At 65.2% G+C, this 13,546-nt stretch carries 15 protein-coding genes; 6 read left to right on the top strand and 9 right to left on the bottom strand.

What is annotated here, in order from left to right:
- Genes dnaG through WEB52_04235 form a run of 3 tightly spaced genes read right to left on the bottom strand, consistent with a single transcriptional unit; the run spans position 1 to position 3,582 of the window.
- On the bottom strand, positions 1 to 1,935 hold the full coding sequence (dnaG, locus tag WEB52_04245; protein MEX2225644.1) for a DNA primase: 1,935 nt from the start codon (positions 1,933 to 1,935) through the stop codon (positions 1 to 3).
- A gap of 15 nt (positions 1,936 to 1,950) precedes the next feature.
- Complete coding sequence (locus WEB52_04240) at positions 1,951 to 2,613, bottom strand: DinB family protein (GenBank protein MEX2225643.1); 663 nt, start codon at positions 2,611 to 2,613, stop codon at positions 1,951 to 1,953.
- A gap of 9 nt (positions 2,614 to 2,622) precedes the next feature.
- Positions 2,623 to 3,582 (bottom strand): SH3 domain-containing protein, encoded by a 960-nt coding sequence (locus WEB52_04235; GenBank protein MEX2225642.1) that lies wholly within the window; start codon positions 3,580 to 3,582, stop codon positions 2,623 to 2,625.
- Between the two features lie 439 nt (positions 3,583 to 4,021).
- On the opposite strand from WEB52_04235, the gene WEB52_04230 reads away from it, so the two are divergent.
- From WEB52_04230 to WEB52_04210, 5 genes are all read left to right on the top strand, one after another.
- Positions 4,022 to 4,660 (top strand): biotin transporter BioY, encoded by a 639-nt coding sequence (locus WEB52_04230; protein ID MEX2225641.1) that lies wholly within the window; start codon positions 4,022 to 4,024, stop codon positions 4,658 to 4,660.
- 52 nt (positions 4,661 to 4,712) lie between these two features.
- A complete protein-coding gene (locus WEB52_04225; protein MEX2225640.1) occupies positions 4,713 to 5,615 on the top strand; it encodes a universal stress protein in 903 nt (300 codons plus the stop codon).
- Positions 5,612 to 6,058 (top strand): hypothetical protein, encoded by a 447-nt coding sequence (locus WEB52_04220; protein ID MEX2225639.1) that lies wholly within the window; start codon positions 5,612 to 5,614, stop codon positions 6,056 to 6,058. Before WEB52_04225 ends, WEB52_04220 begins: the two co-directional genes overlap by 4 nt.
- 145 nt (positions 6,059 to 6,203) lie before the next feature.
- Entirely contained in the window at positions 6,204 to 6,791 is a 588-nt protein-coding gene (locus WEB52_04215) for a sigma-70 family RNA polymerase sigma factor (protein ID MEX2225638.1), read from the top strand.
- 5 nt (positions 6,792 to 6,796) lie between these two features.
- Positions 6,797 to 7,621 (top strand): anti-sigma factor, encoded by an 825-nt coding sequence (locus WEB52_04210; GenBank protein ID MEX2225637.1) that lies wholly within the window; start codon positions 6,797 to 6,799, stop codon positions 7,619 to 7,621.
- Between the two features lie 27 nt (positions 7,622 to 7,648).
- On the opposite strand, the gene WEB52_04205 is transcribed toward WEB52_04210, so the two are convergent.
- The 6 genes from WEB52_04205 to WEB52_04180 form a co-directional block, all read right to left on the bottom strand.
- Entirely contained in the window at positions 7,649 to 8,302 is a 654-nt protein-coding gene (locus WEB52_04205; GenBank protein MEX2225636.1) for a hypothetical protein, read from the bottom strand.
- A 2-nt stretch (positions 8,303 to 8,304) separates the two neighbouring features.
- Positions 8,305 to 8,667 carry a hypothetical protein gene (locus WEB52_04200; protein ID MEX2225635.1) on the bottom strand — a complete coding sequence of 121 codons (363 nt, stop codon included), beginning with the start codon at positions 8,665 to 8,667 and terminating at the stop codon, positions 8,305 to 8,307.
- 270 nt (positions 8,668 to 8,937) lie between these two features.
- A complete protein-coding gene (locus WEB52_04195; protein ID MEX2225634.1) occupies positions 8,938 to 9,816 on the bottom strand; it encodes a hypothetical protein in 879 nt (292 codons plus the stop codon).
- Positions 9,809 to 10,729 carry an ABC transporter ATP-binding protein gene (locus WEB52_04190; protein ID MEX2225633.1) on the bottom strand — a complete coding sequence of 307 codons (921 nt, stop codon included), beginning with the start codon at positions 10,727 to 10,729 and terminating at the stop codon, positions 9,809 to 9,811. Before WEB52_04190 ends, WEB52_04195 begins: the two co-directional genes overlap by 8 nt.
- 67 nt (positions 10,730 to 10,796) lie before the next feature.
- On the bottom strand, positions 10,797 to 11,591 hold the full coding sequence (locus WEB52_04185) for an SDR family NAD(P)-dependent oxidoreductase (GenBank protein ID MEX2225632.1): 795 nt from the start codon (positions 11,589 to 11,591) through the stop codon (positions 10,797 to 10,799).
- Between the two features lie 126 nt (positions 11,592 to 11,717).
- Complete coding sequence (locus tag WEB52_04180) at positions 11,718 to 12,665, bottom strand: hypothetical protein (protein ID MEX2225631.1); 948 nt, start codon at positions 12,663 to 12,665, stop codon at positions 11,718 to 11,720.
- Between the two features lie 172 nt (positions 12,666 to 12,837).
- Between WEB52_04180 and WEB52_04175 the strand changes: the two genes are divergently transcribed.
- Positions 12,838 to 13,503, top strand: a complete 666-nt coding sequence (locus WEB52_04175) for a dioxygenase (protein ID MEX2225630.1) — start codon at positions 12,838 to 12,840, stop codon at positions 13,501 to 13,503.
- The last annotated feature ends 43 nt before the right edge of the window (positions 13,504 to 13,546 follow it).

Raw genomic sequence — 13,546 nt, 5'->3', positions numbered from 1 at the left:
TCACCGGGCGGGGTGCTCGGTACTGCGATGCTGTCCCAAAACACGTTCGTGGACTTTTCGTCCAGCTTCCATGTCTTCGACGAAGGCGACGGCCGGATCAGCCTCGTCAACGGCGGTCTCTTGCTCCATGTTACCCGTCTGCCACACGGACAACGCGCGTTCGGCGATTGTCGCGCCGTCGGCGGCGGCAATTTCCGCGAGTACGGCGGCGCTCGCCCGCTTCGCGAACCGTAGACGCTGCTCTTCGATGCGGTGCACGTTGTCGTGCAACGCTTTGATCAGTGAGTCGTCGTCGTAAGCTGGAACTGCGACTGAAAGCACGCGCTCATACTGTGGACGCAAGTCCGGACTGAGCGATCCTTCCAACGGCTCCCCACTGTTAGCCCAACCGACCCACGTCTCGAACAGCGCACGGTTCTCGCTATAAGCGAAGAGGTCAGGATCAAACCCTAACCCCTCGGCGCGTAGCTCAGGATACTTGAAAAGCAAAGCCAGACAAAACTCCTCCTTGCGGTCGCGCCCCGCATCAGCGCGCGCTGCAGGTGCGCTCGGAGATTCACTGATTGACGTTTTCCGAATCGGGCGCCGTAATTCCAGCCGCAGCGTCTGCTCGTCTACCTGGACCATGCGGGACAACCGCTGGAGGTAATGCGACTGCACGACCCGGTCGCTGATCGAGGCGATCATCGGCGCCAGATCGCTTACCGCCGCCGACCGTTCACGCGGCGATGTCAGGTCATGCTTGCGCGCCGCTGCATCGAACAGATAGTCCAGCACCGGCATTGCCGTGTCGACGAGTTGTGCCCAACGCGCCGGCTCGTTTCGGATCACATCGTCGGGGTCGCGACCTTCGGGCATGGTCAGCACACGGATGTCAGCGGCGAGGATCTCCTGTTGACGAATCACTCCCCGCCAGTTCACCTGCGGTTCGCTGTCGCGATCGACCGACTCGGCGACGACCTGTACGCCGCGCAGTGTCGCCTCGCTGCCAGCGTCGTCCGCATCGAGCGCGAGGATCAGGTTGCGCGTGTGTCGTTTCAACAGGCCGACCTGCCGTTCGGTGAGCGCAGTGCCCATTGAAGCCACGACGTTCGTGAAGCCGTGCTCGTGAGCCGCGATCACGTCCATGTACCCTTCGACGATGACCGCGCGGCCCTCGCTGCGAATAGGGTCCTTCGCCAGGTCGAGCGCGTAGAGGATCGATCCCTTGTCAAAGATCGGCGATTGTGACGTGTTGACGTACTTCGGCTGATGTTCTCCTTCACGGGCGCCCGGCGCGTCGCCCGGCAGCACGCGCCCCCCAAATCCCGCCACGCGCCCGCGGTCGTCGCGAATGGGGAACATAAGCCTGTGACGGAAGCGGTCATATGGGCCGCGTTCTCCCTCGATCGTGAGCCCGGCCGTCAGGGCTTCCTGCGGCGTGAAGCCGCGACCCTGCAGGTGCAGCTTCAGCGCATCCCAGCTACTCGGCGCATACCCGATCTGGAAGCGGTCCACAGAGGCCTGCGTCATCGTCCGTTCGCCAAGATACGCCTGCGCGGTGTTCGCGCCCTGGGCATCGTCAGTCAGGAGCATCGCGTGGAAGAAGGCGGAGGCGGCTTCATTCAGCTCGAAGAGACGGCCGCGGCGGGCGTCTTCCTGCGGGTCGCGACGCGTCTCGAGCGCGACGCCGGCACGTTCGGCGAGCAGCCGCTTCGCTTCCGGGAAGTCGACGCTGTCCTTCTTCATGATGAACGCGAAGATGTCGCCTCCCGTGCCGCAGGCGCCGAAGCAGTGCCAGCTCTGGCGCTGCGGGTCGACGTGGAACGACGGCGTGCGTTCCGTATGGAACGGGCAAGGCGCCGTATAGCCACGCCCGGCACGCTTCAGCGCAACGTACTGCGAGACGAGGTCGACGATGTCAATCCGCTGTTTGATGTCCTCGACGACGCTCATTCCGTCTCCGCTGCTTTATGAACGCGGCTTCAGAGGGATGATTACACGACTCGCGCCCCGTGCTTGTCGGGCGAGTTGCGCGATGTTCTCCGCGTGTTCCTGTTCGTGCTCGGCCATCTTGGTCATGATCTGCCGCACAGTCATGTGTCCGATCCGCTCGTGTACGATCGCGTGTTCGAGTCCGGCGCCGTCGCAAGTGTCAAGTATCTGTTCCAGGTCGCGCCGCGCGGCCTGCATGCCATGGATGATCTGGGGCACGGCCAGGTGTTGCGCCAGCGCCGGATCGTCGTCGTTGTGGACGCCCGTGCTTGACATGTGCGGATCGGCCTCGGTCAACGCGCGTGCTGCACGCTCGGCGAACAGTCGCTCGACCCGCAACAAGTGGGCCAGGTGTACGGCGATTGTCCATTGCTCGCTCGCCGGCGCGAAGCGAAACTGTTCTTCGCTCAGCCCGCGGATGAGTTCAAAGAGCCGGCTCCGGCTTCCTTGCAGGGCGGAACGCAGTTGTGAAACCGTCATCCTCTGGCCGGCGACTCTCACCCATGCGGCGAGTTTCGTTGCGGAATGGTATTGGAAAGTTGGCTCATTGTAGCGCAGGCGCGAGATCGCCCCGCAAGGCTCGGCGTCACCTATGCACCTCGTCAGGGAGCAAGCGCCACCTTTTGTTGCCGGACGCAAAGGGCGATCTTATCTCGCGCCTCTGTCTAGAACGGTCGAGGCCGGGGTCTCCGCAGATTGGGGAGATACATCGACGGGCGGCACTTCCGGTGGGGGCGGCGGGTTACCGGTGACGATCGACACGACGATCTGGTTGTTCGTGTTGTCTGCCTCTTCGATCTCACCGTTCGGATCAACGACGAGCAGCAACGTCATATCGCTCAAGACATCGAAGCCGGTGCCGACATCGACGCTCAGGCCGGCATCGAGGGTAAATGCGGGAAGCGTGGCGCCGCCAAGCAGGGCCGTGCCATCGGCATTGAAGACAGCCACGACGAGATCGCCGGTCATCGGTCCTTCGCCCTGGTTGACAACGGTGACAAATAGCTTTCCGCTGGTGATGATCGGCGTCGTCCCCACGACGAGATCGGGCAGGCCGGGCAGCGGTGTGAGTTCAGGCGTCGGCGTTTCGACCGGCGTCTCTTCGACCTGCGGCGTGAAACGGCTCGCCGGCTCCGTCGGCAATTCGACCTGGATCGGTGGTTCCGCCGTGGCGACGACAAGCGTCAGGGGATCGCCCGTCACCTCAAGGGCGTCGGTCTCCACCCAGCCATGTAACTCCGAATTCGGCGGGAAAATGATGCGGTACCAACCGTCGTCGCTCGTCCGGCCATCGATCTGCACGTCGCGACCGGAGGGCAGGGTGCCAAGCACCTGGGTACTTCTGCCCGGCGCGAACCGGACCGCCGTCACGCTCTTCGTGCGTCCTGAAACGCCCAGAGCAATGGCCGTTTTCGAGCGGGGGCCGGGCGTTTCCGTCTTCGTTTCGACGATCACCTGCTGCCCGCTCGCGGTACCGTCGCGCGCGCTGTCGATGATGACGAGCACACCCGCGGTCAGCCCGAGCAGCGCCACGACGGCCACTCCGGCGAGCACAACAGGATGCTTGACGACGGCCGCACGCGTGTCGGGGCCGGGAAGGAATCTCATGCGCGGACGCCGGGGACCTCGTTACCTGCCAACGGCCGCCATTGTAGCAGCACGGCGATCAGGTCACACCTACCGGAGCGTCGCGTTCTTGCCGGAGCGACCGCGGTCATTTTCTCCGATAGCGCCCTTCGGATGCCGCTGAACCGTCCGATGGTGATCGTGGGGAGAGCCGCCAACCTATCCCCTCCAACCTGACGGAAGCCAGCGTCATCCCCGCCACCAGCGCGACGCTGGCTTCCGCGCTTCCGAGTCCGCGCGCAGCGACCTGTGCGTCACCGACAACCGAAACTGGAAGACGACCTTGCGGCTTCCATCGCCTCGGCAGCCCCTCCGCGCGACAGCCCGTCGGCTTCGCCTGAGGCCTGCGCTTGACCCTCGCAGCGCGCCCCATCAATCATTGCGCGCGGGATACTCCAGTCCCGGATCATCAGGAGGGCCGATGCTCAACGTCCAAACGATGCGGACGAATACACTGTCCGCGCGCCTCGTCCCGGAGACGTGGCTCAACAACATCGTACTGATCATTGCGGGCAGCCTGTTCATGGCTGCAAGCGCTCAATTCAGCTACCAGTTCTCGTTCAGCACGGTGCCCGTCACCGGCCAAACATTTGCCGTGCTGCTGATCGGCGCGCTGTTCGGCAGCCGGCTGGGCGCCGCGACGCTGATCGCCTACGTCGCAGAGGGCGCTATGGGCGCGCCGTTCTTCGCTCAGGCTAAGGGTGGCATCGCCGCCATCGCGACTCCCTCCGGCGGCTACATCCTGGGCTTCATCCTCATGGCGTACGTCGTCGGCTGGTTCGCCGAGCGCGGCTGGGATCGCTCTCGCTGGATCGTGCTGCCCATGCTGCTCGGGAACGCGATTCTCTATATTCCGGGCGTCATTTGGCTGCATCAGCAGTTTCACATCGTGGGTGTGCCGATATCGTGGGATACCGCGCTCAACTATGGCCTGTGGCCGTTCATTGCGGGCGATCTTGCCAAGCTGGTTGCAGCGTCGCTCGTCGTTCCGGCCGGATGGTCGCTTGTCGAGAACTTTCGCCCGGGAACGGGCCGATCGGCACCACCGGGGAAGCCGTAGTTCTGCGGGCCTATTGAGTTCACGCGTATAGACTTTGGACGGAGGATGCGTCATGCGTAATAGCGGACCAATTCTTGTGCCACTCGATGGCTCCGACCTCGCGGAGGGCGCTGTTCCGTACGCGGTTGCGCTGGCGCGGGCGCTGAAAGAACGCGTCGTGCTCTTCACCGCGTGGGAAGGCACCGAGAGCGAACTCGGCGCGAACTTCCCCTCGATGGCCATGGAGGTGGAGCAAAAGGCCACCACGCACTTCACGGACTACCTCGAGGCCGTCAAGCAGCGCATCGGTGATGGGGTTGATGTCGAGACCGTGATCCGCGCCGGGGACGGGGGCGTGGAGATCCTGAAAGCCGCCAACGAGACAGGTGCACGCCAGCTCGTTATCGCCACGCATGGCCGCTCCGGCATCGGGCGCTGGTTGTACGGAAGCACGGCCGGACATCTGCTCCGCAGCGCCGATGTGCCGGTCGTCGCGGTGGGACCGCAGGCACTGGAGAAGCCGAAGGCCGACATCGCGGTGAAGCACATTCTCGTTCCGCTCGACGGCTCCGACATGTCCGAGATGGCGATACCCGTTGGGGTGGGGCTCGCGAAGGCGTTCGGCGCTCGCGTCAGCCTGGTACGCGTGGTGCGTTGGGCAGTGCAGGCCTATCCGTACACCCTGCCCGATGCCTACCTGCCGCAGGTCGATGAGGAACTGGAGGCCGGCGCGAAGAAATACCTCCAACGCAAAGAGTCCGAGATCAAGGATGTCGAGGCGCGCGCCTTCGTCATTCGCGGGGCAGTCGCCGAAGGCCTTCAGGAGTTCATTGACAAGGAAGCTGCTGACTTTGTCGTCATGACGACCCATGCGCGCGCCGGGTTGGCGCGACTGGCGCTCGGCAGCGTCGCTGATCGGATGTTGCAGGCGCCCGTCCCGGTCATGCTCGTGCGCCCGGAGGTAGCTGGATCATGAAACTCGCCCGTCTGGTCTTCGTCGCCGTGCTGGCGCTTGCCGCCGTCGCTGCCGCCTGCGGCGGCGACGACAACGATGATGGCGCCCAACCGGTGGAGACGACGCAAGCGTCGACGTCAACGTCCGGTTCCGCCACGGCACCGGCTGCTGGCAGTACGCCACCGGCTCCGGAGGACGGCGAGGCCGAAGTGATCGCCATCGTCGGCGCCGTCATCACCGACACGCGGACGATCGAGATAAATCAGCTCTCCGGCCCCAACGTCACTCGGATCGAAGTGACGGATGATACGGCGATCCGCAAAGTCGGCAGCGGCGAAGTCTTGCTGTCCGAGATCAGGCCTTCCGACCGCATCGTCGCTCGTGGCGAAGTCGAGGGAGACGTCCTCGTCGCCATTCGCATCCTGATTCTGGACGTTGCGCCGGGCGCCCAGCCCGGCGGTTAGTCAACTCCCTCGATCCTGGTGACGGCGGCGGCCATAACGGTCTCCGAAACTGCTACGATCCTCGCTGATTCAATCCCCGCGTCCGATCGGAGCGTAAGTCGAGTGGAGTCCTCGGCCTTTCCGGCGGACGGGAAGGTGGGAGCGCGTGGACTACGCCGCCCTTCGCGATGAGGAGCTCATGGACCGGCTCGCCGGCCGTGACCTCATCGCGTTCGAGGCGCTCTACGACCGCTATGGCGACCTGGTGTACTCAGTGTCGCTGCGGATCGTAGGCGACATCTACGTCGCCGAAGATGTGACGCAGGACGTATTCCTGCGCGTGTGGCGGAGGCCGGACCAGTTCGACCTGAGCCGAGGGAAGTTCGTGACATGGCTGCTGAGCGTCGCACGCAACCGTTCGATCGACCAGCGGCGCAGCCAGTCGCGGCGCTTGCGGCACGAAGCGCTGCCCGCGACCGATGAGGAAGAGGACGTACTGCCCAGTGAAGACGCGCGTGACGACCCCGCACTCGCAACGCTGCTGTCCGAAGAGCGCGCCGCGGTCCGCAAGGCGCTTGAAGTACTGCCACCGGAGCAAAAACTGGCCATCCAACTCGCGTATTTTGGTGGCATGACACAGCAAGAGATCGCCAACATGCTCGGACACCCCCTGGGCACCGTGAAAACGAGGATGCGGCTGGGCATGCAGAAGATGCGCACGGCGCTGGAGCAACGGAGGGTCCGCGACAAGTGATACGGATGGACTGCGACTCCGCGCGAGAAAACATGGACGCCTGGGCGCTCGGCGCCCTGCCGCCCGAGGAAGCGCGCGCGGTGGAAGCGCACATCGCCGGGTGCGAAGCTTGTCGCCTGCTCGCCGATGAGGCGATGGCCACCGCCTCATCGCTCGGTTTCGCCGTGCCGCTCCGGAGTCCGAGCGCCACGTTGAAGTCACGCGTCGTGGCGTCGGCAGCCGTGCTCACCGATATCGGAAAGCGCGGCCGTTCGAAGCTATGGCCGGCCGCTGTCGCAGCCCTCGTCGTCATCGGCATCGGCGCGACGTCGTGGGCGGCGCTGACCCAGGTGCGGATCAATGACCTCGAAGATCGTAACGCGGCGCTCAGCGCGGATGCGACGTCGCAGTCGCAGCAGGTTGGCGCCACCGTGGCGACGCAGGCCGAGCTATCGGAGACCGTCGATACCCAGAACGCGGTCCTCGAGATCGTGATGGAGCCGGACGTACAACGCACGGAGCTGCTTGGCACGTCGATGGCGCCGACCGCGAGCGGGCGCTGCGTATGGAGTCGCGCGCAGGCGAGCGGCGCCCTCATCGTCAATGGCTTGCCGGCACTGACAGAAGGGTCGGTGTATGCGATGTGGATCGTCTACGAGAACCACTGGCTCGATGCCGGCCGCTTCGGTGTTGGCAACGATGGTCAGGGCCGCCTGCTGATGAACGAGTGGGGCCGCGGCGGAAACGATCAGTGGGGTGCTTTCGAAGGCTTTGCGGTGACCGTCGAGCCCGCCACCGGCGAGTCGTCGGAACGCGGTCGCACCGTCATGCGAAGCGTCGTTGGGGAATGACGCTGGGGTGGCGGCAGGAGCTACGTCTTACGCTGCCGATTGCTCGTCGAGCCGGGCGGATTCGGGCGTCGTGTGCCACGACTGCTCGTTCAGCAGCGCGCTCAGTGTTTCACCATCGCCCGGGTATTCGCGCGTCGTAACTTCGATGCCCGGCACGAGCTCTTGCAGCCGATCGACGACGACCTGCGACGCTTCTCGCGACGTGTCCGGCAGGCAAATGCCGATCACGCCGCCGAGGTCGCCGGCGAAGTCCACCTGGCGCAGGTAGGCGCGCGCGGCCAAACGGGCGGTCTCGATCGCGTCGGCGGTGGGCGCCGATACCTTGATCGTCAGGCCCGCGAGCGCGTGGCCGTATCGCTTGGCACGTGCGATCTCTTCTTCGAAGCGCAGACGAAAGTACCACTCGGCGAGAAGTCCCGTCTCGCGGTCAAACGTCGGGCGGCGGCGGTCGACGCGCACCGACGCGACCTGCGCTGGCGTTCGTTCGGTCCGCGCCTCCATGCGGGTACGCTCCATGACGGTTGCGCGCCATGCCGCTCCCGCGGCGCAAACGATGGCACACGAACCGAGCGCAAAGGCAAGTATCCCTGAGCCGAGCGCGGACGCGATTGCCACCGCGATGATGCCGAGCACGACGACGGGCGCGAGCGCGACAACGACAAGCTTCTCCGGTGGTTGCATCGTCAGTCTCCTCTGCCGAACATGCACATGACCGGACCATCGGCAAGCGGTCCGGGCAACCTTGCGGGACATGATTGTCCGCTGGGCTGCTCCAGCGATGCGCGCGCGATCAACGTGTAGGTCTGCCCGTCAGACACGTACCAGTACGGCTCCGCGCCGTCGTTGAACTTCAACGCATCGTTCACCTCGGCGAGCGCGCATCCCGCGTCGTCCGGGTCATCACAGAGTGTCTCAACGCCGCCGGACGTGCGTGGGAACGAGCCATGCTCCGCGTAGTGCGCAGTCAGTGCGTCGCGGAGAGCGAGCAGATCGAGCGCGCGCGCGAAGTCGAGCGTCGCGAGATCTGCGGCTGGTGTGGCCGTCATCCGAACGACTGCGGTATGCGTGGGACGTTGCGCCTGAGGGGATTCCGCACCGGAGGAAGACCCACCGGCGACCAGTCCAGCCGCCCCGACCGCGATGATCGCGCCGAGCAACCCTGTGAACGTCAGATACCAGCGGTCGGTGAAGTGCCCCATCATACCGCTGTTATCGGCGCAGATGGGACGAAGGTTGACGACTGGGATTGGGGGACACCCCTACGACGGCACCCTTGAATTTCGAGAGGAAGCGCCGTCGTTAGGGCGACGGCAGAGCTAATCCACTCGCGCGTTGAGATCGCGTCCGGCGAAGACGCCGAAAGCGATTGCCGCGAGCCCGGCCGTCCAGACGCCGATCATGGCCGCCGCGATCCACGGGTCCGGCAGGTCCGCCGCCACCGGATTGGAGCGGAACGCCAGCGATGCGTACTCGCGGTTGTCGACTCGGTTCGCGGCGATGAGTGCATCAGCGTAGTGGCCGATGAACAGGACCTGCAGGTCTGCCCACCGACCGCCCAGGTTCTCAAACAGTGGCAAGAGGATGGACTCTCCGAGCTTATACACCAGTAGCCCGGTCGCTCCGAGGGTCGTCGAGCGGCCGATGACGGCGAGGCAGAACGCGAGCATCCCGTACGGGAGGATGCCCATCCCCGCGCGCAGCACCATGACGGGCACCTCGGCGGCCGAAGGGCCACCGCGCACGGCGAGGGTGATCGGCACGCCCTCAAAGTGAGACGCGGTCAGCGCCATTGAAACAGCGATGGCGAGCGTCAAGAGCAGCAACGCTGCCGAGGTCAGCGTCGTCCCTAACAGCTTCGTGGCGAGGTAGCGCGAGCGCGATTGGCCGCGAGCGATCGCAAGCCGCACGGTGCCCCATCCGTAATCGGTCGCGACGACCGATGCCACGACGAACGCGATGAAGATCGCGCCCCAGAACTGGCCGGAGTCGAGCATCGTGTGGAGCGCCCAGGGCATCGCGAAGCTGCGCAATCCCGGCGGCGCGTCGCCGTAGTCGGCTTCGCCCTGTTCGGCGTGGTAGGCGACGACGCCAAACAGGAGTACCTGAGCCGCCGCGCCTGCGATGAGCGTGATCAAGACGACGTACGGCAACCATCGCGTGCGGACCTTCATCAGTTCGGCAACGAGGTCACGCATGTTCGGCGTCCTCCGTCACTTCGAGGAAGAAGTCTTCGAGCGAGCTGTCTCGCGGGCGTAGCTCGTGCAGAAAGATGTCGGACGCGGCGAGGGTCCGGCTGATTTCCACCGAACGCTCGGGCGGCGCGCTGGCCACCAGCTGGCCGTCTTCTCTGGCGATTGCTGCTATCCATGGTAGGCCGCTAAGCAAGGCGAGAGCGCGTACATCGTCAGTCGTGCGCAACTCGATGCTCGATGCCGCTGACCGAAGTTCTGCGACAGGCTTCTGGATAACCAGTCTCCCGAGTTTGATAATGCCCACGTCGTCGCACATCTGCTCGACTTCGCTCAGGATGTGGCTGGACACGAAGACGGTCTTCCCTTCGGCACGCAGGTTATGCACCATTTGCCGAAACTCGCGGATGCCGGCAGGGTCGAGTCCGTTCGTCGGCTCGTCGAGGATGACTAGGTCGGGGTCGTGCAGGATCGCCGCGCCCACTGCAAGCCGTTGCTTCATGCCCAGGGAGTACGTCCGCGCCTTGTCCTGCGCGCGCGACGTCAGCCCGACGGTCTCGATCACTTCGTCGATGCGCTTGTCCGGGACGTCGGAGATCTTCGCCCACAGCCGCAGGTTGTCGCGCGCGGACAGGTGCGGAAAGTAGGACTGGCCTTCGACGGTCGCACCGATGCGGCGAAGGGCGCTCTCACGGTGCGCCGCCGCGTCGGAGCCGAACAGGTGAATGCTGCCGCCGTCGACCCTCACGAGCCCGAGGATCATGCCGATGGTAGTCGTCTTGCCGGAGCCGTTGGGGCCGAGGAACCCATAAGCGCGGCCGCGCCGAACATCGATGTCGAGCGCATCCACGGCGAGGCGCTTGCCGTATCGCTTGGTCAGTCCGCTCGTGCGGAGGACGATGTCGTCGGAGGCGCTCACGTGTCACTCCCGGCTCGGCATCGTGGGCGTTGCGCGGGCATGCGTCAAGCCGCGCTTCTGCGCTGCGTCAACCGACCCGCAGCGTCTGACCGCCATCCACCGGCAGCAGCACACCCGTCACGAAGCTCGACTCGTCCGAGGCAAGGAAGACCGCCGCACTCGCGATGTCCCACGCCGAACCCATGTGGCCCATGGGCACCATGCGGTCGCGCTGCGCGATCAACTCCTCCTTCGCCATGCCACGCGCAGCGCTGAGGCCTTCGATCGCCATCGGCGTGTTGATCAGCCCCGGAAGAATGGCGTTGACACGGACGTGGTAGCGCGCGTTCGCCAACGCCAGCGACTGCGTAAGCGCGTTGAGCGCCGCCTTCGATGTCTTGTACGCCACCATGTTCGTCATGCCCGCAATCGACGCCACCGACGAGATATTGATGATCGAGCCGGCGCCCTGCTCGCGCATCACCGGTACGGCGTGTTTGCAGGCGAGCAGCGGGCCCTCGAGGTTGACGCTAAAGATGCGTTCGAAGTCCGCCATCTCCACCCGCTGCGCAGACGCGTCCCGCGTGCCGATGCCGACGTTATTGTGCAGCACGTCGATGCGGCCATAGATCTCTTGACAGCGGGCGATCATGGCGGCGACGTCGTTTTCTCGCGTGACGTCCATCTCGAACGGCGCCGCCGTCCCGCCATCGTCCTGGATCATGCGCACCGTATCTTGCGCCGAAGCTGTCTCGCGGTCGGCCACGAGCACGCGCGCTCCCTCGCGAGCGAAGGCGATCGCCGTCGCGCGGCCATTGCCGATCGTGTCACCGGGCGTCTGCCCGCCTCCGACCACGATCGCTACTTTGTCTTGCAGTCGCATGCGCCGATGATAGAGGGTCGAAGGCGAACAGCAAACAACCGCGAGGAGATTCACGACGTTCTGGGACGAAGGGACGGCGATCGGTGCTCGTCCGCCGGGTGCGGCACCTGCGACCGGACGAGACCTCTAAACGCCCGAAGGCTCTGCTCCCGGCGGATTCCGCCTCAGGTAATCCAGCAGTGCCGTGTCCGCGATCGCATAGCGCCACACCGAAAGCTCCGGCATCTGGTGTTGCCACGCCCGATGTGCGAACCGGGCGAACGACGCGCCGTCGCCCGGCGACGCGTGCGCGATCGGCAGCAGCCAACGGTCGTGCGCCGCGAACATCCGTATTGATGCGTCAACGAGAAACTCCGGCGTGACGCCTTCGACCGCGGGATACCCCATGTACGCCCATGCGTTTCGCTGGTCGACGCCCTGGAACAAATCCCAATACAGCTGCGGCCGAATGCCGTCCGTGACGTGGACGAACTCGTCGATCGGCAGCCGCAGATTCAGCCACGGCCTCGGGTCGACCGAGACGTCGACGCGGGCAAACGCGTTGCGCGCACGCAATTCGGCGCCGAAGATCGCCGCCGACACGCGAGTGCCTTCCCAGAAGCCCGGGTGATCTTCCAGGTCGAGCGTGAGGCTGCGCGCGCCGTTCGCGAGCACGGCCGCTGCCATCTCGGCCTCCCGGACCGGGTCGACGCCCTTGACGACGCACCACGCGTGAAACGGGACGCCGTAACTCTCGAAGATCCCTGCAATCGTGCCGACCTGTGCCGGCCCGTCGATGGCTCCGGGCACATGGTCGAAATTTGCCATCCACTCCACGCCGTCGTGCGTCTTTACGATCGCCGCCAGGTTGTTGGCGGCCAGCGTCGCGGCGATCTCGTCGGCGGTGCCGTCCTCGGAGAACTGCCACACCCAGACCGCGTGCCGCGGATCGCGCCGCCCCTCGATCTGATGTACTCGTCGCACGAGGGCCGGGTCGCACTGCGTATTGGCGAGCGCCAGGGCTCCCGCGCCGACCACTGCGGCGGAGGTGAGAAGCTTGCGCCGGTTGATCGTAATATCGAAGAGTCGGCTCATGCTCGTTCTCGATGCGCAGGTGTGACAACGCATACGGTAGCCCACCGGCGCGGCGCCTGCCATTAGGGAGAACACGTAGGGGCGCGTAACAGTTCGTTCATGAGGTCGACACCGGACCGCGGTAATGTGTGTTGAAACGAACACGTGATTGGCGGCGCCGACGGAGGTCAACATGCCCATTCGCGAGCGATTCAGGCTCACCCGACGACGCTTTCTTGGCACCACAATTGTTTCAGGCGTGGCGCTTGCCGCTTGTGCCGACGATGACGATGACGGAGATACACCTCCGACAGCGGCGCCGTCCGCCGCCCCTTCTGCAGGCGCAACCGCCGCCGCGTCGGAGACGCAGGCGCTCGCGCCGACCCCATCGTGCGGCGACGATGAGGACGTGACGCCGGAACAGACGGAGGGTCCGTTCTTTACGCCCGATTCTCCCGAACGCGCCTCGCTCGTCGAGCCGGGCATGGCCGGCGCTGCGTTGACAGTGTCCGGGTTCGTCCTCTCGACAGACTGCCGGCCGATCGCCGGAGCGCTGCTCGACTTCTGGCAGGCCAACGACGCCGGCGAATACGACAACGAGGGTTATACGCTCCGCGGCCACCAGTTCTCCGGCGCCGATGGCAGCTTTGAGCTTCAAACAATCCTCCCGGGCCTGTACCCCGGCCGCACGCGGCACATTCACGTGAAGGCGCAAGCCGCGAATCAGCCCGTCCTGACGACCCAGCTCTACTTCCCGGACGAGCCGCGCAACGCCGAAGACGGCATCTTCGCCGATGCGTTGGTGATGGAGGTCAACGGCGAGTCGGCGGCCTTCAATTTCGTCCTCGACGTCACCTGACGACGGACGATTGCTGGCGCTAGCTCGGGCGTCGTCCTCGCCT

It is taken from the genome of Dehalococcoidia bacterium, assembly GCA_040902535.1.
Taxonomy (GTDB): Bacteria; Chloroflexota; Dehalococcoidia; order DSTF01; family JACRBR01; genus JBBDXD01.
The sequence above is the reverse complement of the archived record's forward strand: the minus strand, read 5'-3'. Positions and strand labels throughout refer to the sequence as shown.